This window comes from Clostridium lundense DSM 17049, assembly GCF_000619945.1.
In the GTDB taxonomy this organism is placed as follows: Bacteria; Bacillota; Clostridia; order Clostridiales; family Clostridiaceae; genus Clostridium_AO; species Clostridium_AO lundense.
In genome coordinates, this window is record NZ_JHVC01000011.1 from 70288 (window position 1) to 89385 (window position 19098).

Sequence of the window (19098 nt, forward strand, 5' to 3'; positions counted from 1 at the left end):
AATTATGGAAGGAATAAATAAATTGGAACTTATATTAGAAGGATTAAATTGTGCTAACTGTGCATCAAAAATAGAGAGAAAGGTAAATGAGCTTTCTGAAGTTAATGATGCCTCTATGAATTTTATAAATAGGACATTAACTATTAATCTAAAAGAGAAAAAAGATATTGAGAAAGTACTACAAGAAACTAAAAATATTGTTAATAAATTAGAACCTCATGTGAAGGTTGTAGAAAAGCAAAAAGGACTTAAAAAAGCTTATAAAGTTCATAGTTGTAATGATCATTGTGAATGTAGTGGACATGAGCATACACACCAGCATGAGCATGGTTATGAAGATGGTCATAACCATGGAGATATTGACAGCAGAAGAAAGATAGTTACCATTATTGCCGGAACTATTGGGCTTATTAGTGCAGCATTTTTAAAAGATAATTTACAGATGCAGCTTTCAATATATATTCTAAGTTATATTTTAATAGGTGGAGACGTTATATTAACAGCTGTTAGAAATATAGGAAAAGGTGAAATTTTTGATGAAAACTTTCTTATGGTTTTAGCCACTATAGGAGCATTTGCTATTAAAGAGTATCCAGAAGCAGTATCCGTTATGCTCTTTTATCAAGTAGGAGAGTTGTTCCAAGACTATGCAGTAGATCGTTCAAGAAAATCTATTTCAGCTTTAATGGACATTAAACCAGAATTTGCTAATGCCCAGAGAGGAAATAAAATAGTAAAATTATCACCAGAAGCTGTAAAAGTAGGTGATATAATAGTAGTAAAACCAGGGGAAAGAGTACCTCTTGATGGAAAGGTTATAAAAGGAGAAACTTTTGTAGATACTTCAGCTCTAACAGGAGAATCAGTACAAAGAAAAGTAAAAGAAGGTAGTGAAATACTATCAGGTTTTATAAATAAAACATCTCTAATTACTGTAAAAGTAAGCAAAAATTATGGACAATCAACTATAGCTAGAATATTAGAATTAGTAGAAAATGCTGCGAGTAGAAAGGCACAAACAGAAAAGTTTATAACTAAATTTGCAAAATATTATACTCCAGCAGTGGTAATTACAGCAGCAGCTTTAGCTATTATACCACCACTTGTAATAGAAGGGGCAATTTTTTCTAATTGGCTTTACAGAGCTTTAATATTCTTAGTAATATCTTGTCCTTGTGCATTAGTTATATCCATTCCTTTAGGATTCTTTGGAGGAATAGGAGCAGCTTCTAAGAAAGGTATATTAGTTAAGGGTGGAAATTATTTAGAGGCATTAAATAGCGTAGATACAGTTGTATTTGATAAAACAGGTACTTTAACAAAAGGAGTTTTTAATGTTACTGAAATAGTTTCTATGGATGGCGTTGATAAAGAAGAGTTGGTTCAAATGGCAGCCTTAGGAGAAAGCTTTTCAAATCATCCTATTGCAGTATCAATTTGTGAGTATTATGGAAAAGATATAGATAAAAGTATTATAAAAAATTATGAAGAAGTTTCAGGTCATGGTGTTAAAGCTATGGTTAAAGATAGACAACTACTTTTAGGAAACAAAAAGCTTATGGAAAAGGAGAATATAGATTATAAAGAAGTAGATAGCTATGGTACAGTAGTGCATATAGCAGTGGATAATAAATATTGGGGATATATAATTATTTCTGATGAAATAAAGGAAGATTCAAAAAAGGCTATAAATGAGTTAAAGAAAATTGGAGTAAAGAAAGTAGTAATGCTTACTGGAGATAATAAGTCAGTAGCAGAAAAAGTAGGTAAGGAATTAGAAATAGATGAGGTATATTCAGAATTATTACCAATAGATAAGGTAAATAAGTTTGAGAAACTATATGAAAATAAAAATGGAAATATACTATTTGTAGGAGATGGTATAAATGATGCACCAGTTTTAAGTAGAGCAGATATTGGTGTAGCTATGGGAGGTTTAGGTTCAGATGCGGCTATTGAGGCTTCTGATGTGGTAATCATGACAGATGAACCTTCAAAGATTGTAACTGGAATTAATATAGCTAAGAAAACTAGAAAAATTGTTGTAGAAAATATAGTATTTGCTCTAGGAATTAAGTTCTTAGTTCTCATATTAGGTGCTTTAGGAATGGCTAATATGTGGGAAGCAGTATTTGCTGATGTAGGAGTTGCGCTAATTGCTGTAATTAATTCTATGAGAACCTTAAAAAATTAAGAGTGAAGAATGAAGAGTAAAAGAAGGAATTTTTTATTGGCATAAAAAGTTCTGATAAAAGACCTCTATGTTTGAAACATAGAGGTCTTTTATCAGTTGATTTTCTGTAATGCAATGGAGGAAAATCCTCCTTATATTTTCCACTATTCATTATTAATTCTTCATTGAATAAAGTTGTTTGTAATTTTTTTGTAATGATTATTTTTCATTGTAATGATAGAATATAATTAAAAATGCTGTTAAACTTGTTATACTATGTTAAAGATGGGGAGGGTGACAAAAATGAATAAAATACTTATTGTAGAAGATGAAATGAGTATTAGGGGATTTTTAAAAATAAATTTTGAAAGAAATGATTTTATTGTTATAGAAGCAGAATCCGGGGAAGAAGGAATAAGAAAGGCTAATTTGGAAAAACCAGTTATAGCAATACTTGATGTTATGTTGCCAGGAATAGACGGATTTAAAGTTTGTGAAGTTTTAAGGAAAGATTTTCCATCAATGGGGATAATTATGCTTACGGCTAGGTCACAGGATATGGATAAAATAATGGGTTTAGAGTTTGGAGCAGATGATTATATGGTTAAACCTTTTAATCCATCAGAATTAATACTTAGAGTTAAAGCACTTCTTCGCAGAATGGACTCTTCTCAAAATGAGAAAGAGGATGCTATATATAGTGAACCTTTTAAAATTGACACTTATGCCCAAAAGGTATACAAGGATAGTAAAGAAATAGATGTAACACCTAAAGAGTATATGCTTATGAAAATATTTGCTGAAAATGAAGGAAAAGCTTTCAGTAGAGATGAACTTTTAGATCTTGTATGGGGATATGATTTTGTAGGAGATTCAAAAATAGTGGATGTAAATATTCGTAGATTAAGAGCAAAGATAGAAAATGATCCATCCAATCCAACTTATATAGAAACTGTATGGGGAAGAGGATATAGATGGAGAAAATCTTGATATATTAAATGGGAGCAATTATGAATAGTATAAAGAAAAGATTATTAAAAAATTTTATGCTTATTATATTAACTAGTGTTATGGCTATTGAATTTATATTAATTAATTTTGTTATAAGATATTACTATAGTAACACCGAGGAAGTGTTAACAAATCAAATAATGATTTCTGCAAATTTTTATTCTAGATACTTTTCCAATAATTCATTAGAGGAAAACGTAATGGACAATGTGGATGTGTTTTGGAAGCAAACTCAGGCTCAGGTACAAATAATCAATAAAGATGGAAAAGTGTTAATGGATTCTATTGGTATAAAGCCTAAGGAAAATATAGAAACAAGTGACTTTAAGAAAGCTTTAAAAGGACAAAAGGGAAAATGGATTGGTAATGTGGAATACGATGATTCAAAAGTTATGGCTATAGCCTATCCATTGAAATCTGATGGTAATATAGTAGGAGTATTAAGATATATAAGCTCACTAAAGGAAGTAGATAAGGCTATTTATAAGGTTGCATTATTGTTTTTAGTTATAGGCATTTTGGTAATAGCAGTAGTGGGAATATTTAGTATTTTTCTTGCAAACAGCATAATAAAACCTATAGAACAATTAACAGATACAGCAGAAAAAATGGCTAATGGTGATTTAAAAGTTAGAAATAATAAGATAGTTGATGATGAAATAGGAAAACTTTCTGATACTTTAAATTATATGGCAGAGGAAATATTAAAGAAAGAGCAACTAAAAAATGAATTTATATCTTCTGTATCACATGAGCTTAGAACTCCTCTTACTGCAATTAAAGGTTGGGCTATTACATTAAATACCGAAGAGTTACCTGAAGAATTTTTAATTAGAGATGGACTTAAGATAATAGAAAATGAAAGTGAAAGGCTTTCTTCTATGGTAGAGGAACTTTTAGATTTTTCTAAATTAATTTCAGGAAAAGTTACAATAAAAAAAGAAAAAGTAAATTTACATAGTATCGTAGATTATATAGAAAAGTATTTAGGTCCTCGTGCAGAAAGAGAAAAAATAAATTTGATTGTAGATTATGATGATAACATACCTGAATTATATATAGATAGTAATAGAATAAAACAGGTGTTTTTAAACATTTTAGATAATGCTTTTAAGTTTGTTGCAGATGAAGGGGATAGAAAAGTTTTATTAAAAGCTAAGCTAGAAGATAAATATGTAGTTATTGCTATACAGGACAATGGGTGTGGTATTAGTAAAGATGAGTTGCCAAAAGTAAAAGAAAAGTTTTATAAAGGTAAAAGTAGTAAATCACAGAATGGTATAGGATTATCTATATGCGATGAAATAATAAAGATGCATAATGGAATTTTCTATATAGAAAGCGAAGTTAACGTAGGTACTACTGTTTACATTAAATTGCCTAAAGAGCAAAAATAATAGGAGATAGGATAATGAAAAAAAGAAATATAATAGCTATTTTATCTTTTTTTATAATAATAATTATTCCCTTAACGCTTTTTACAGGATGTTCATTTAAAAACCTTACAACAAGAGATAAAATAGTAGCACCTAAAAATAAACTCATACCTATAACTGGAGTATGGGAGATAGAAAAATACAAAGTATTTAATAATGGAAATAAAAAATATCATGATGAAGGAACTAATTTAGATACTATGATAGGACAAAAGGCTGCTTTTGATATTGAATACGCAGTATTTTGTCAAGAAACATGCCCAAATCCACAATATAAGATAAAAGAAGTAGATGCTCAAAACTTTTTCTTTTATACATATAAAGTAAATGCTAAAGAATTAAACATTACTACAAAAAATGTAGAAGTAGTAACCATTACTTCAGAGAGCAAATTATTTTATGATTTTGTAAAATTAAGTGATGAAGAAATACTTGTATACTCTGACAATGTGTTTTATTATCTGAAAAATAATTCCGAGAAAACTAATGACATACTAAATAAGGATAATATAAAGAAATTAGAAGAAATTAAAAAGAAAAATTTATCACAGAAAAAGTCCACATTGAGATCAGGAGTTTTAATAGGCTTAAGATCACCTGTACCTTTAGAATATCAATCCTCACTAGTGGATGGCTATGGAAATGGAACAATATTTTATAGAACCTTATGGATTTCTACTAAAGATAGAGAGCCACATCCAATAATAGAAGCACCTAATTTATTTGTGCCTAGAATGAATGGATTTTGGTGGGTAGGCATAAATAGGGAAAATGTAGGCTCTAAGTATCCTAAAGATAGTATATTTGCTTATCCTACAGGAAATAGAAAAGAAAGTGCTGAATTGCATAATAAAAATTATTCCAAAAGCGATGTATTAAGAAGAATATTATTTATAGGAAATGATTATGTAGCTACTGAATATAAAAATGCATCAAGCTTTTCAGATAGTGAAGGGCAAAGTGTTTTACAAGTGCTTCCTATAGATAATGTAGGATATGGCAAGGGAATAAAGATATCAGATATATCAGGAGAACATGGGAAGGTTGCTTTGAAAAATTCTGGAGAGGCATTTATATCTTCTCAAGATAAAGAATTTAGCAAAAGATTAGAAAAGGAAGCTAGAGAAGAAAGTTTTACTTTGGTAAGAAGAAATGGTCACTGGATTATGAAAGGAAGACTAAATAGTAATAACGCAGAAGATTTTACTTATGGAGATTTTAATATTAATATGGTTCCTCCAGCTAAAGTATTAAATTACGATGACTTTTATCTTTCTTGGAATGATATAAAGGGAAGAGTACCTGATGCAGTAGATGCGTATACTTCACCTAACAAAGATATTGCTATAATTATTAGTAAGAGTTTTATATATGTATATAGTATAGAAAATGGGCAGTTGACCAATAAACAAATAAAAAAGATTCAAATACATGAAGGTGAAAGTGTAGTAATGGCAGAGTGGGCCACAGGAGATTATGTGGAAAGATGGGAAAAGGAATTAAAAAGCAATAAAGTTTTAATATTAGACTAGATAATTAGGGCTTCTGTTTACATCAGAAGCCTTTTTATTTACAATTATATGTATACTTAACTATAAATCTAACTATTGGAGGAATTTTTATGTCTATAGATAGTAAAGAGTTTAATTTTGAGGAGTGTAAACTTCAAGATACAATTATATGGTTAAAAGATGAAATAAAATATTTGCAAGAAAATAATAAATCCATGAAAAAAACAGTGCAAAAGCTAAAGAAAGAAGCTAAAGGAAGATATAGTGTCCAATTAGAGGCTGCTATTAAAGTACATGAAATGCTTAAAGAGAAATTAAAGGGCTACAAGGATGTGAAAGAAAGCCCTTATTTTGCTAGGATAGATTTTACAGAAAAAAGAAGAGATAAAGAGAGCTTTTACATTGGAAAAATTGGATTAACAGATGATAGAGAAGAAGATGAAAAAGTTATCGATTGGAGAGCACCTATTGCAGATTTATATTATAGTGGAACAGAAGGAAAGGCAAACTATGAAGGCCCTTATGGAATGATAGAAGGAGAGCTTTTGCTTAAACGTAAATTTATTATAAAGAATAAAAAGTTAGTTAATGCTTTTGATGAAGGAGCTAATCAAATAATACTAAAGACATTAGAAGGAAGTGAAGAAGGAGAAGCACTTCAAGATGAATTTTTAAAGATAACTTTGGAGGAAAGTGCTAATAAAAAGCTTAAGGATATAGTTGCAACTATTCAAAAAGAGCAAAATGATATTATAAGAAGTGAAAAAAATAAGGCATTAATAGTTCAAGGATCTGCTGGTTCTGGAAAAACTACAATAGCACTTCATAGGTTAGCATATCTTCTTTACAAATATAAAAATAAAATATTACCAGAAGAGGTACTTGTACTTGCACCTAATAAGTTGTTTTTAGATTATATATCAGAAGTACTTCCTAACTTAGGAAGTGGCAAAGTATCACAAAAGACCTTTGAAGAAATGTCAAAAGAACTTCTTCAATTAAAGGAAAAAATTTGTTCAAAAGATGAGAAACTTTCTTTTGTAATTGAAAATTTAAGTGATAAACAGATTAAATACATAGTAAACAGCAGCAAGGTTAAAGGAAGCTTAGTTTTCAAAACTATTATGGACAGATATGTAAAATATATTGAATTTACTGGTATGGATTATGAAGATATAAAGATTGATGATTATATAATTTATACTGGAAAAGAAATAAAAGATTTATTTATTAAAAATTTAAAACACCTTCCATTAGAAAAAAGGAAGGAAGAAATGAAAAGGTATTTTAATGCTCAATTAGGTAACAGATTAGAAAATATAAATAATACTATAGAAGAACAATATGAATTTTTATTAAAACATGTTAGAAATTCTATGGAAGAAAGCGCAGAAAAAAGAAGAAAGTTAACGGAACTTTATGATGAAAGAAATGAAAAAATAGATAATATAAAGCAGGAAAGTAAGAAAATAATGAAAGAGTATTTTAATAATTTAGGAAAGATAAATATAGTCAAGCTTTATACTAAATTATTTAACGATGATGAAATATACTCAAAAGTAACTAGCGGGAAAGTCCCTAAAGCTCTTTGGAATTATATGAGAGATGAATTAAATACCAATATAAATAATAAGACTATAGATAGTGATGATTTAGCTCCTATGTTATATTTAAAATTTAAAATTCAGGGAATTAAAGAGGAAGAAAAATATAAGCATATAGTTATAGATGAAGCTCAGGATTATAGTTCTTTTGAGATCTATCTTTTAAAATCAATGGTATCTAATAATTCTTTTACAGTAGTAGGAGATGTTGGACAAAGTATATATTATTACAAAGGTATAGGAGATTGGAATAAGTTGATTCATGAAGTTTACGAAGATGAAGTAGAATATATACCTTTAACTCAAAGTTATCGTTCTACTGTGGAGATAGTAAACTTTGCTAATAAAGTTTTAAAGAAACAAGAAAATAGCTTAAATCCTGCAAAGCCAGTGCTAAGACATGGTAAAATTCCACAAATAATAAGATATAGCAATGATGAAGAAATATTATATACACTAAAAAATATAATTAAAGAAGTAGAGTCTTTAGGGAAAAGTACTATAGCTTTGATTGGTAAAGATTTTGAAGAGTGTAGAGAAGTATATCATTTATTAAATAGCAATTATATAAAAGGATGGTCACTTGTTGGAGAAGATGATAGCTCATTTAAATGTGATAAATTAGTTATACCTTCTTATATGACTAAGGGATTAGAATTTGATTGTAGTATAGTTTTAAATTGCAGTAAAGACAAATATGCCAATACTTCATTGGACAAAAAACTTCTATATGTGGTTTTAACAAGAGCACTACATTTAGAATATATACTTTACAAGGGAGAAGTTTCTGAACTTATTTAAAAAAATTGTGAGCAATTTTTTTTAGAGCACAGAGTACAGATAGAGAGGCTTTTCTTTCGTTAACACTACAGAAAAGCTTAAATTAAAATTTTTCGTAATGTAAATGGAGAAAAATTATCCTTATCTGTACTCTGTTCTCTTTGCTCTGTACTCTAATAAAAGTGCTCTGCACTTTTATTCAGTTGCGTAATTATCAAAGTATCCTTGTATTAAAACAATAGGAGTTCCTTTATCTCCACTTCCGCTAGTTAGGTCACAAAGGCTTCCTAAAAGGTCTGTTAACTGTCTTGGAGTAGTTCCTTGAGTTTCCATAGAACCTACTAAGTTTGAAGATTTATTTTTAATTTTTTCTCTCATAGCTTCTATAGCTTTCTCACCGTTTAAATCTTTTAAATCATTATCAGCTAAGTATTTAAGTTTAAGTTCGTTTGGTGTTCCATGAAGTCCGGCGGTATATGCAGGGGAAACCACTGGGTCAGCTAGTTCCCAAATCTTACCTACAGGATCTTTAAAAGCTCCATCTCCATAAACCATAACTTCTATATTTTTGCCTGTTAAATCTTTTAATTTTTTTTGAATTTCATCAACTACTGGCTGACAATTTCTAGGGAAAAGTTTTATTCTTTCTTCAGTAGACTTATTTGAACCTAATAGTCCATAATTAGGATTATATCCACTGCCATTAATAGGAGCAGTACAAATATCATCTAATCCATAAACCACTTCAGCTCCAGCATTCTTTAGAAGTCTTTTAGTTCTTTGTCTTGTATGAATATCTGCTACTAGTACTTCCTTCGTATATTTAAGTATTGCTCTAGGATCATTAGCAAGATAAACTGAAATATTATCATTTACACCTAAATCTTTGTACATTTGTATGTAATCAATTCCTGTAAACTTATGTTTTACTTCCTTACCAAAAAGCTTTCTATAGTCTTCCTCTGTTAGTACATCTTTATAAGGGTCTATATTAAGCTCGTCCATTTTATCTATATCCATAAGATGATTTCCTACTTCATCAGAAGGATAACTTAATAATAAGTGTATTTTTCTACCACTTCTTGCAATACCCTTTAATATAATTGAAAATCTATTTCTACTCAAGATAGGAAAAACTAATCCAATATCACCTTTAAATTTGTTTTTTACATCAAAGGCAATTTCATCTACTGTTACGTAGTTGCCTTGAGCTCTTGCTACTAAGGATTCAGTAACTCCAATAACATCTCTATCCCTTAATGAATAGCCTTGTTCCTTTATAGAATCCATTACAGAGTTAACAACAATTTCTACAATGTCGTCACCTTCTTTTACTATAGGTGCTCTTAAACCTCTAACTTCTGTTCCAATAGTTCTAGTCATTATTACTCCCCCAATTCAATGAAAATTTTGGTACCCTACTATTTTACTACAGATGAAGAAAAATTTCATTAATGTTGCAATAAATTGTGATTTATATGGTATATAATATATAATGATATTATAATTGAAGAAATATTATGAAGAACTTTGGAGGAGGAACATATGAAAAATGTTATATTAATTACTTTAGCAAGTATGGGAGTAGCTGCTATATGGGGATACTTTACAGATTTGAGCAAAGGAAATATAGCTGGATTTATATCAAAGATATTTTTTGTATCAGCTTTTATGTTTGCAATGCAATTTTCTGCTTATAGGGCTAAAAAGAAATATAGAAAAAATACTAATAATACAAGTAATATAAAAACAAGTAACAAAAATAAAAAAGTAAATAAAAAGAAGTAAAGTATTATATATATATTATAGATAATAAATTATGCAACAGTTTGCACTAAAAGAGGAGATCAAGTGAATTAAGGTCTCTTTTTTTACGTAGAATACTTAAAATTAGTTGAGAATTGAAAGTGGAAAATTGAGAGGTGAGGATAATTTTAAAAAAACTCTCAACTCTTCATTCTCAACTTGTAATTACAGAAAAGTGTGCAGCGCTTTTTATGAGGGAGGATATTTATGGCAAGTAAAAAGATTCTTATAATAGAAGATGAGACCGCTATATCTGATTTTATGTGTTATTCTTTGAGCAAAGAAGGATATATAGTTAGAGCTTTTGAAAATGGCAATGATGGAATTAAGGCACTAGAGGATTTTAAACCTAACCTTATTATTTTAGATTTAATGCTTCCCGATATTAGTGGTTTTGATATATGTAAAAAGGTAACTAACACTTTTAATATACCTATAATAATAATTACTGCCAAATGTGATATTACAGATAAGATACTAGGAATGGAATTAGGCGCAGATGACTATATAACTAAACCTTTTGATATGAGGGAAGTATTAGTTAGAATAAAGTCTATTTTTAGAAGAATTGAGCTTACTAAAGAAACAGTTATTAGTAAGGAAGATTATGTAATAGTAATACAAAAATATATAGAAATATATAAGGATGCAAGGAAGGTATTAAAGGATGGAGAAGAGGTAGAATTAACACCTAAAGAATACGATCTATTCTTATTTTTAGCTGAAAATGGAGGGAAGGTTTTTTCAAGAGCACAATTATTGGACAAGGTTTGGGGTTTTGAATATATTGGAGATACTAGAACTGTAGATATCCATGTACAGAGGTTAAGAAAGAAATTAGACAAATTAAAAAACTATTCTATTATAGAAACAGTTTTTGGAGTAGGATACAAATTAAATTTTAGTTGACAGTTGATAGAGGAGAAAGTACAGTTTTTATTTAGTTGATAATTGAGAGTTGAGGATAATTTCTTGAAATAAAAAATAGCTGACAATTTTTTTAGGAGGTGTACCGTTGCAATTATCCATAAGATATAAAATACTTATAAGCTTTTCATTAATTTTTTTAATAGGCATTTCTATACTTATTTATTCGACAGAAAAGGTTATAAATAAAAACAATGAATTTATTATAAGAAATGAAATGATTCAAGGAAGAAAAGATATAGATACATATTTAAAGCAATATTTTGTTTTAAACAATATTGAGCCAAGTAAGTCAGTGTTGAAAGTAGATGGAAAAAACATTGTAGAGGAATTAAGTTATAAAATAGGAGATGAAGTTATACTATATTCAGATAATGGAGAGCTCTTATGGAGAACATCTAATAATGAAATAGCAAAAGATAAAAAAGATCTACAGTTGGCTTTGAATGGGAAAACTGCTTATACAATAAATAAAATAAAGAATAAAGTCATGGTAAGCCTGTCATATCCAGTGTATTTTAAAAATCAGACTTTGGGAATTATTAGTTATAGCAAGGAATATACGGAATTTTATAAAAAAAGCAATCATATAGTTAACACTATTAAAATTATAGCCATAACTCTATTTCTATTAATACTTATAATATCATTTATTATATCTAAGCGTATTACAAAGCCAATAATTTATTTAACAGAAACATCAAAAGAAATTAGCAGAGGAAATTTTGAAGTTAGTATTAGTGAAAATTCTTCAGATGAAATAGGAGAATTGGCTTTAAGTTTTAAGAATATGGCAGAGAGAATTAAAGATCAAATATTAACTATAGAGAGAGATAGAGATACATTAAAGAATTTAGAAATGAGCAGAAAAACATTCTTTGATAATGTAACTCATGAACTAAAAACTCCTATAACAACAATAATGGGTTATTCAGAAATAATACAGAAGAATGGCTTCACAGATGAAGAGTTTTTTAATAAAGGAATGGGGCATATAATAGGAGAAAGTAAAAGGCTTAATAGAATGGTAATTGAACTTTTAGAGCTTTCTAAGAATACCACGGGAGATTTTAATTATAGCTTTTCTAAAGTAAATCTTTCAAATTTATTAAAAGCAACCTGTGAAGAGATGGCTATTAGGGGAAAAAGATATAATATACAAATAGTAAACAATATAGAGAATGATTTGTTTATAAATGGTGATGAAGACAAGTTAAAAGAAATATTTATTAACTTAGTAGATAACAGCATAAAGTATGGATATGTAAATTCAATAATAGATATATCAGCTTGTAAAAAGAATGATAAAGTATCTATAAGTATAGAGGATATGGGGGATGGAATACCTAAGGAGGAACTAGAAAATATATTTCAACCTTTCTATAGAATAAATAAAAAAGTATCTAGAAAAAAAGGCGGGAATGGTTTAGGTCTTCCTATAGTTAAGGCAATAGTTGAAAAACATGGAGGAAAAATTTTCATAGAAAGTGTATTAAAAAAGGGAACAATTGTTACTATAGAAATTCCATATATCTAATTTTTACAATTTAGATACAATTATTATAACTTTTGAAACATCCATAGCTTAAAATAGAGTAAGGCACTTGAGGTGAAAAAAAGTGAAAATATTATTAAAAAATATAATTATTACTACAGTTCTTATTGTATTAACATTTTGTATATTTATTTTTAGTTATGAACGAAGTGAATATTATAAAGTATTTGAATTAGATGATGTGAATTTTAATGAGGATATATTAAGTAATGAACAAGAAAAGAAAATGACCTTAGATATAGTTGAGAAGATACCCTTTGATGGAAAATGTGACTCCTGTGATTTTATTGATGGTGAAAATATAGTTTATTCTACAAGAAACAGTAGTAAGAGTTTTTTAGATGTAAACAATGAGAAATTAAACTATTATCAAATAAATAAGCTAAATTTAAAAACTAATAAAGAGGAAAAATTGATTCCTGTAGAAAATAAAAGTCAACGGTTTATAATTGCTTCACCGGATAAAAAGAGTATTTTCTATAGTGATGGAGAAGAGATTTTAGAAAAACAAACTAGATATAAGGAGGAAGAAAATAAAAGTTTTATATATAGTTTTAAGGATAATAAAAATATAAATATTCCATATAAAACTTTCATAAAGTGGATGCCTGACAGTAGTGGATACATTGGAATAAAGAATTCCCTATTCTTACAGGATTTTAATAAGGGAATCCAAAAGGAAATATTAGATTACAAAAAGTTAAAAGAAATAGAAAATATACAAGAAATATCTATAGCCAAGGATTGTAAAAATATATATATTCAAAGTTTTAAATCAGATGAAGATTTTTATAGTTATATTTATCATGTGAATTTAGACAACCCTAATGAAGTGGAGTTGATTTTTAAAGGAAATATAAAAAGAATAGAGAGTATAGATAATAATAACCTAATATTTTCCGGGAAATATTGGGGTAAAAAAGCGTTATATCAATACAATATTCAAACTCAGGAAGTAAAAAGCCTTTTAGATGAGGATATAGTATTGTTTAAAATTTCTAATGATAGAAAGAAAATAGCTTATGTTATAAAAGATAAAGAGGGGAATAATTCCTTGTATGCGGCTAGAATATATAAAAACAATATAAGTGAAAGTATACTGTTATATAAAAATTTATTTATAAAATATTATACTTTAAATTGGAGCGAAGATAATAAAAAACTTATAGGCGCTTTTTATGAAGAGAAAGAAGAAGAAAATAATAAAATGTATATTTTTCATTTTAAGTAAAGGAAGTGTTAACTATGAATAAAAGGTCAGAGAAAAAAAAGAAAAAGAAATTCTCATTTAAGCTATTTGGCCTTTTCATGTTATATGAAATAATATTTGTGGCAATTACATCACCACTATTGGTTTTTCATGGACCTTTTAAAAATGTTAAGAAAATTTTAGTTGGTACAGCAATGTACACATTTAAACACCAATACATAGCAACATTATTTTTGCCTCAAGAGGAAATAAACAAAGTATTGAATAAAGAAAACAAGGAGAAAAAAGTAGAAAAAATCGAACAAAATTTTGGAGATATAAAGATTCAGAATGTAGATGATAATAGCATAGTAAGATATAATATCCACCAAGATAGATTCGATGGATATTTATTAGAAATAAAAAATCCTAAGAAAGTTAAAGTAGGATATACAGATAAAATGAAAATACAAGGACAAAGAGTTAGTGAAATAGCAGAAAGGAACGGAGCAATAGCTGCTATTAATGGTGGAGGATTCTACGACCAAAATAAAAGTGGAAAACAGTGGGTAGGTACAGGTGCTTTTCCAGAAGGAATAGTAATATCTGAAGGCAAAGAAATTTGGAAAAATGTAAAAGAAGATGAAGAAGTTGATGTTATGGCATTTAAAGAAGATGGAGAGTTGATTGTAGGAAAAAGAAGCTTAAGAGAGCTTAGGGAAAAGAATGTAAAAGAGGCACTATCCTTTAATAGAACTTTAATAATGAATGGGCAACCGCTTATAGAGAACTATGGTGAGCAAGGACTACAACCTAGAACAGTTATAGGGCAGAAACAAGATGGAACTGTAGTGTTTGTTGTAATAGATGGAAGAAAATTATTTAAAGAGGGAGCAGATTTAAAACAAGTACAGGATATTTTGCTTAAACAGGGAGTTTGGAATGCTGGAAATTTAGATGGGGGTTCTTCTTCTACTATGTACTATAAAGGAGAAGTAATAAACAATCCATGTAATAGAGATGGAGAAAGAACAGTGGCTACAGTTTTCTATGTAGAGCCATAAGGAGAGTGCGACAATGAAGGTTATAAAAAGGATTATGGTATGGAGCATATTGCCTTTATGTATAGAATTAATTGGACTTTTATATGTAGATAAAATTTATTTAAAGCCAAGTAGTGATTATACAATAGAAAAGGTTGAAGAAAAGAAAGAAAAAGTAGTAAAGAATTTAGAAATACCACTTGACGAAAATGCTCAGGATATTAAATTATCTTATAATGGAAAATATATTTCTTATGTAAAAGATAATAATATAGAAATTATAAATACATTAAATGGGGAGAAGGTAAATGTGGATACTTCTTCAGAAGGAGAATTGAACTATTATACTTGGCTCCCTGATAGAAATAGAATGTATATAGGCGAAAAAGTAAGAAATGTAAATGGAGAAAGCAGTATTAAACTATATTATTATGATAGAGATAAGAATGAAAAAAATCAGGTTATAGATAATCATTATAATAAAATAAAAATTCCTTTAGCAAATTCTAAATATAATATTAAAGATATAGTTATATCTACTCTAACAGGAGTTAGCTATATAAAAGTAGAGACAAACAACAAAAGATACAATATATATAGATTAAATACTATGTCTCAAATGGAAAAGTATAAAGGATATATAAGGGTTGGCAATGTTCAAATATTGAATAGAGATGACAGAATGATCTATGAAGATTTAGCATATGGCAGAGTAAGAATTACTGATAGGGAAAATTCACTGAGAATTCCAGGTGCAGAAAAATTATGTCTATTAGGAGTAGATACTGAAGATAGGATATATCTTGGAAGGGTTAGAAATGATAAAGTAGATAAAATATATTATGGAACCATAGAAGAAGATGAAAAGTTATGGCAAAGTAAAAGCATAGCTGGAGCTGTTGATAAAGAGGATATATATATATCTAGTAAAGGAAAGGTATATATAAATCATAAGGAAAAAAACGTTATAACAGAGCTTTTCTCAGGAGCTGAAAAGCAGTATAATGGAAAAATAGTTCAGTACTACAATAAAGGCGTAGGAACTTTATATAATGGAAAATTTGTTAAGATGGAACTTTAGGGACGGAGCACAGATAACGGAGTACAGAGAACATCTATGGAGTTTTATAAAATTAATATATAAGATTAAGTTTATCTGAAAATTACTATAGGAGAAAATTCCTATAGTAATTTTTGGATTTCGGAGTATTACTAAATAATAAATTAGTTATAGTTTATTCAACTTTAAATTTGTTATTTCAGTTTCATCCATAGTTATAATAATTTTTTCTAAAGTTCCATTAATGGAGTTATAAAAATCATAAGCAATAAAGGGCATATTAATAGTATTACTTTCAGATACTTTTTGGTGAATCATTAAATTTGTTGAAAAACTTTCATCATTTCTTTTAACAAATTTTATTCTGTAAGATCAACTTCTTTTATATGTTAAAATATATTACAATTTATAAAATATTTTAACATATATTTGAAGTTTTTTTAAATTAACGGAAAAATCAAAGAGATATTTATTTAATTATTCTAATCAATAGAAAACGAACAAGTAGAAACTTGTTCGTTTAATCACTGTTATTTATGAATGATGGTTTAAAACATAGATTTATTTTTTAAAAAAGTATAGCTTGCCATCTTCAATGGAGTAGTCAATAATATCTTTATCATAAAGATAGCTTATAAATGCGGATATAGCAGACAGATTTAAATGATATTGGGTAAAGTTCATAGGTAGATCATTTAATATAACAATATTTTGAAGTAAATCTTCTTTGGTTTGAGGCTGATCTAACAGCTCTAGTATTTGATCTATGTAATTTTGTATATTATCTAAATTTTTAAGGACTAAGGAGTTAATTTCACTCTTTTCTAATATGTTATCACTATGACCTATTACAAAAAAGTCAGCATCTATTTCATTTATGGCATTTAAGGTGTCTATGCTTTTCTCTATGCTGTATAGATAAGGTAAGGAATATTTATCTATAATTTCTTTACTAAAAATAGAATCCCCCAAAAAACAAACTTTTTCAGGAGTTATAAATCCTATCTGTTCTTCTGTATGTCCACCTAAAGAAATTACTTCAAACTTTTCATCATTTATTTTATTTATACCATAATCTAAAATAAAATCTACAGTAAAGTTGCTATTCACTCGATACAGCCCTTTTATTGGAATTGATCCCCATAACATTTGGGGTTGAAGTTCAATGTTTTCCATAAATAATTTTTCCTTAGCTGATGTATACACTAAACATCCTGGATAATTATTCTGAAAATAATGATTTCCTCCGCTGTGATCTATATGGTTGTGTGTATTTACAATATATTTTGGGTGAAGTCCATTTTCTATTAAAACTTCATCAATTTTTTTTGCTGCAGAATTATTTATGCCTGTATCTATTAAGATACAGTTTTTATTTTTAAACACATATACTCCTATATTAGTAGGGGCATTTATATAATAAGAATTTCCTTTTACTTTTGTTAGTTCCAAGATAACACATCCTTTGTTGTTAAGTATTTACTTAAAATAATATAACATTTAAGAAAATTAATATCAACTTACAGGAATGGTTTTGAAAAATCAGAATAATTTTATTTGACAAATTTATCATTAATTGGTAGGTTAATATTAACATACTTATAATTTAATGAGGAGTGATAACATGCTTGATGAAAAAATAATTAATATGAAAGAAGAAATTATAAAAAGTGTACAAGAATCAGTAAGAATTAGAAGTGTAGAAGAAGATGCAAAAGGGGACATGCCTTTTGGAGAAGGGGTGAACAAAGCATTAGAAAATTGCTTAAAACTTTCAGAATCTTTAGGATTTAATACAGTAAATGTGGACAATATGATAGGTTATGCGGAATATGGTAAGGGAGATGAAATGATAGCAGTATTAGGTCATTTAGATGTAGTGCCAGAAGGTGATGGATGGAACTATCCTCCTTATGCTGCTGAAATTCACGATGGAAAAATATATGGAAGAGGAACTACCGATGATAAGGGACCAACTATAGGAGCATTGTATGCATTGAAGGCTATAAAAGATTTAAATCTTCCTTTAAAAAGAAGAGTTAGAATAATATTTGGATTAAATGAGGAAACAGGAAGTAAATGTGTAAAACATTATGTAGAAAAGGGAGGAGAAATTCCTGTAGCAGGTTTTACCCCAGATTCAGAATATCCAATAATAAATGCGGAAAAAGGAATTGTAACTTGTAAATATAAAAGAAGTCTAAAAGGCGATGGAAATATAGTAGTAAAGTCTATAAGAGGAGGAATTGCTCCTAATGTAGTGCCAGATTATGCAGAAGCAGTAATTTCATTACCAAAGGATAAATTTGATACTGTAAAGAAATTAGGTGAAGAAGTAGAAGAAATAAAGGTAGAAGAAAAAGATGATTGCTTAGTAATAAAATTATTTGGTGTTTCTGCACATGGAAGTACACCTTGGAAAGGGAAAAATGCTATTTCATATCTATTATCATTTTTAGGTAAACTAGACTTAAAAGGAGATATGAAAGAGTTTATAGACTTTATGAACCAGTATATTGGATTTGATCTAGAAGGAAAAAATTTGGGCGTTTATTTAGAGGATGATGTATCTGGCAAATTTGTTTTTAATTTAGGAACTATTTGTGGAAGTGAAGAAGAAATAAGTATAGAAATAAATATGAGATATCCTGTTACAAAAAAATATGAGGATTTTATAGATACATTTAAAGAAAAGATGGCTTTAGGAAAAATGGAAGAAATATATTTAAGACATAAAAAGAGTCTTTATGTATCTCCAGATACTGAATTTATAAAGAAACTTCAAAAAGTATATGAAGAAAAAATGGGTGAAAAAGCTGACCTTATAGCTATAGGTGGTGGCACTTATGCTAAAGCTATGGAAAACATTGTGGCTTTTGGACCAGTATTTAGAGGACAACCTAAAGTAGAGCATCAGCCAGATGAATATATAGAAATTGATTCTTTAATAAAAAATGTTCAAATAATGGCAGCAGCTATTTATGAATTAGCAAAATAGATAAT

Annotated in this window: 15 protein-coding genes; 12 read left to right on the forward strand and 3 right to left on the reverse strand. The window is 28.3% G+C overall.

The annotated features are described in order from the left end of the window. Positions 1-4: 4 nt before the first annotated feature. From T514_RS0113590 to helD, 5 genes are all read left to right on the forward strand, one after another. Positions 5-2194 (forward strand): heavy metal translocating P-type ATPase, encoded by a 2190-nt coding sequence (locus tag T514_RS0113590; protein WP_027625285.1) that lies wholly within the window; start codon positions 5-7, stop codon positions 2192-2194. Positions 2195-2476: 282 nt separating this feature from the next. Next, positions 2477-3163 carry a response regulator transcription factor gene (locus T514_RS0113595; protein ID WP_027625286.1) on the forward strand — a complete coding sequence of 229 codons (687 nt, stop codon included), beginning with the start codon at positions 2477-2479 and terminating at the stop codon, positions 3161-3163. Between the two features lie 20 nt (positions 3164-3183). Further along, the gene (locus T514_RS0113600) at positions 3184-4581 is read left to right on the forward strand and encodes a sensor histidine kinase (RefSeq protein ID WP_027625287.1); all 1398 of its coding nucleotides are present in this window, start codon (positions 3184-3186) and stop codon (positions 4579-4581) included. A gap of 14 nt (positions 4582-4595) precedes the next feature. Beyond that, a complete protein-coding gene (locus T514_RS0113605; protein ID WP_027625288.1) occupies positions 4596-6152 on the forward strand; it encodes a hypothetical protein in 1557 nt (518 codons plus the stop codon). Positions 6153-6241: 89 nt separating this feature from the next. Further along, on the forward strand, positions 6242-8536 hold the full coding sequence (helD, locus tag T514_RS0113610; protein WP_027625289.1) for an RNA polymerase recycling motor HelD: 2295 nt from the start codon (positions 6242-6244) through the stop codon (positions 8534-8536). 174 nt (positions 8537-8710) lie between these two features. Here helD and T514_RS0113615 read toward each other — a convergent pair whose 3' ends face one another. Next, entirely contained in the window at positions 8711-9898 is a 1188-nt protein-coding gene (locus T514_RS0113615) for a coenzyme F420-0:L-glutamate ligase (protein WP_027625290.1), read from the reverse strand. A 162-nt stretch (positions 9899-10060) separates the two neighbouring features. On the opposite strand from T514_RS0113615, the gene T514_RS0113620 reads away from it, so the two are divergent. The 6 genes from T514_RS0113620 to T514_RS0113645 all read left to right on the forward strand — a co-directional run bounded on the left by T514_RS0113620 (position 10061) and on the right by T514_RS0113645 (position 16116). Continuing rightward, positions 10061-10303, forward strand: a complete 243-nt coding sequence (locus T514_RS0113620; RefSeq protein WP_027625291.1) for a hypothetical protein — start codon at positions 10061-10063, stop codon at positions 10301-10303. A 225-nt stretch (positions 10304-10528) separates the two neighbouring features. Next, entirely contained in the window at positions 10529-11230 is a 702-nt protein-coding gene (locus T514_RS0113625) for a response regulator transcription factor (RefSeq protein WP_027625292.1), read from the forward strand. A 106-nt stretch (positions 11231-11336) separates the two neighbouring features. Next, entirely contained in the window at positions 11337-12785 is a 1449-nt protein-coding gene (locus T514_RS0113630; protein WP_027625293.1) for a sensor histidine kinase, read from the forward strand. An 82-nt stretch (positions 12786-12867) separates the two neighbouring features. Further along, the gene (locus T514_RS0113635; RefSeq protein ID WP_027625294.1) at positions 12868-14034 is read left to right on the forward strand and encodes a TolB-like translocation protein; all 1167 of its coding nucleotides are present in this window, start codon (positions 12868-12870) and stop codon (positions 14032-14034) included. 14 nt (positions 14035-14048) lie between these two features. Further along, entirely contained in the window at positions 14049-15056 is a 1008-nt protein-coding gene (locus T514_RS0113640) for a phosphodiester glycosidase family protein (protein WP_027625295.1), read from the forward strand. A 13-nt stretch (positions 15057-15069) separates the two neighbouring features. Then, positions 15070-16116, forward strand: a complete 1047-nt coding sequence (locus T514_RS0113645; RefSeq protein WP_027625296.1) for a hypothetical protein — start codon at positions 15070-15072, stop codon at positions 16114-16116. Positions 16117-16263: 147 nt separating this feature from the next. Here the strand turns inward: T514_RS0113645 and T514_RS26665 are convergent, their stop codons facing one another. Both T514_RS26665 and T514_RS0113650 read right to left on the reverse strand, forming a co-directional pair. Next, entirely contained in the window at positions 16264-16413 is a 150-nt protein-coding gene (locus T514_RS26665; protein ID WP_156939924.1) for a hypothetical protein, read from the reverse strand. A 243-nt stretch (positions 16414-16656) separates the two neighbouring features. Continuing rightward, positions 16657-17547, reverse strand: a complete 891-nt coding sequence (locus T514_RS0113650; RefSeq protein WP_027625297.1) for an MBL fold metallo-hydrolase — start codon at positions 17545-17547, stop codon at positions 16657-16659. 172 nt (positions 17548-17719) lie between these two features. Between T514_RS0113650 and pepV the strand changes: the two genes are divergently transcribed. Beyond that, positions 17720-19093: a dipeptidase PepV gene (gene pepV, locus T514_RS0113655; RefSeq protein ID WP_027625298.1), complete on the forward strand. Its 1374-nt coding sequence runs from the start codon at positions 17720-17722 to the stop codon at positions 19091-19093. The last annotated feature ends 5 nt before the right edge of the window (positions 19094-19098 follow it).

Excerpts from the sequence above, each read along its gene's own strand:
- T514_RS0113590 (WP_027625285.1), top strand. The coding sequence starts at position 5 with ATGGAAGGAATAAATAAATTGGAACTTATATTAGAAGGATTAAATTGT.
- T514_RS0113595 (WP_027625286.1), top strand. The coding sequence starts at position 2,477 with ATGAATAAAATACTTATTGTAGAAGATGAAATGAGTATTAGGGGATTT.
- T514_RS0113600 (WP_027625287.1), top strand. The coding sequence starts at position 3,184 with ATGAATAGTATAAAGAAAAGATTATTAAAAAATTTTATGCTTATTATA.
- T514_RS0113605 (WP_027625288.1), top strand. The coding sequence starts at position 4,596 with ATGAAAAAAAGAAATATAATAGCTATTTTATCTTTTTTTATAATAATA.
- helD (WP_027625289.1), top strand. The coding sequence starts at position 6,242 with ATGTCTATAGATAGTAAAGAGTTTAATTTTGAGGAGTGTAAACTTCAA.
- T514_RS0113615 (WP_027625290.1), bottom strand. The coding sequence starts at position 9,898 with ATGACTAGAACTATTGGAACAGAAGTTAGAGGTTTAAGAGCACCTATA.
- T514_RS0113620 (WP_027625291.1), top strand. The coding sequence starts at position 10,061 with ATGAAAAATGTTATATTAATTACTTTAGCAAGTATGGGAGTAGCTGCT.
- T514_RS0113625 (WP_027625292.1), top strand. The coding sequence starts at position 10,529 with ATGGCAAGTAAAAAGATTCTTATAATAGAAGATGAGACCGCTATATCT.
- T514_RS0113640 (WP_027625295.1), top strand. The coding sequence starts at position 14,049 with ATGAATAAAAGGTCAGAGAAAAAAAAGAAAAAGAAATTCTCATTTAAG.
- T514_RS0113645 (WP_027625296.1), top strand. The coding sequence starts at position 15,070 with ATGAAGGTTATAAAAAGGATTATGGTATGGAGCATATTGCCTTTATGT.
- T514_RS26665 (WP_156939924.1), bottom strand. The coding sequence starts at position 16,413 with ATGATTCACCAAAAAGTATCTGAAAGTAATACTATTAATATGCCCTTT.
- pepV (WP_027625298.1), top strand. The coding sequence starts at position 17,720 with ATGCTTGATGAAAAAATAATTAATATGAAAGAAGAAATTATAAAAAGT.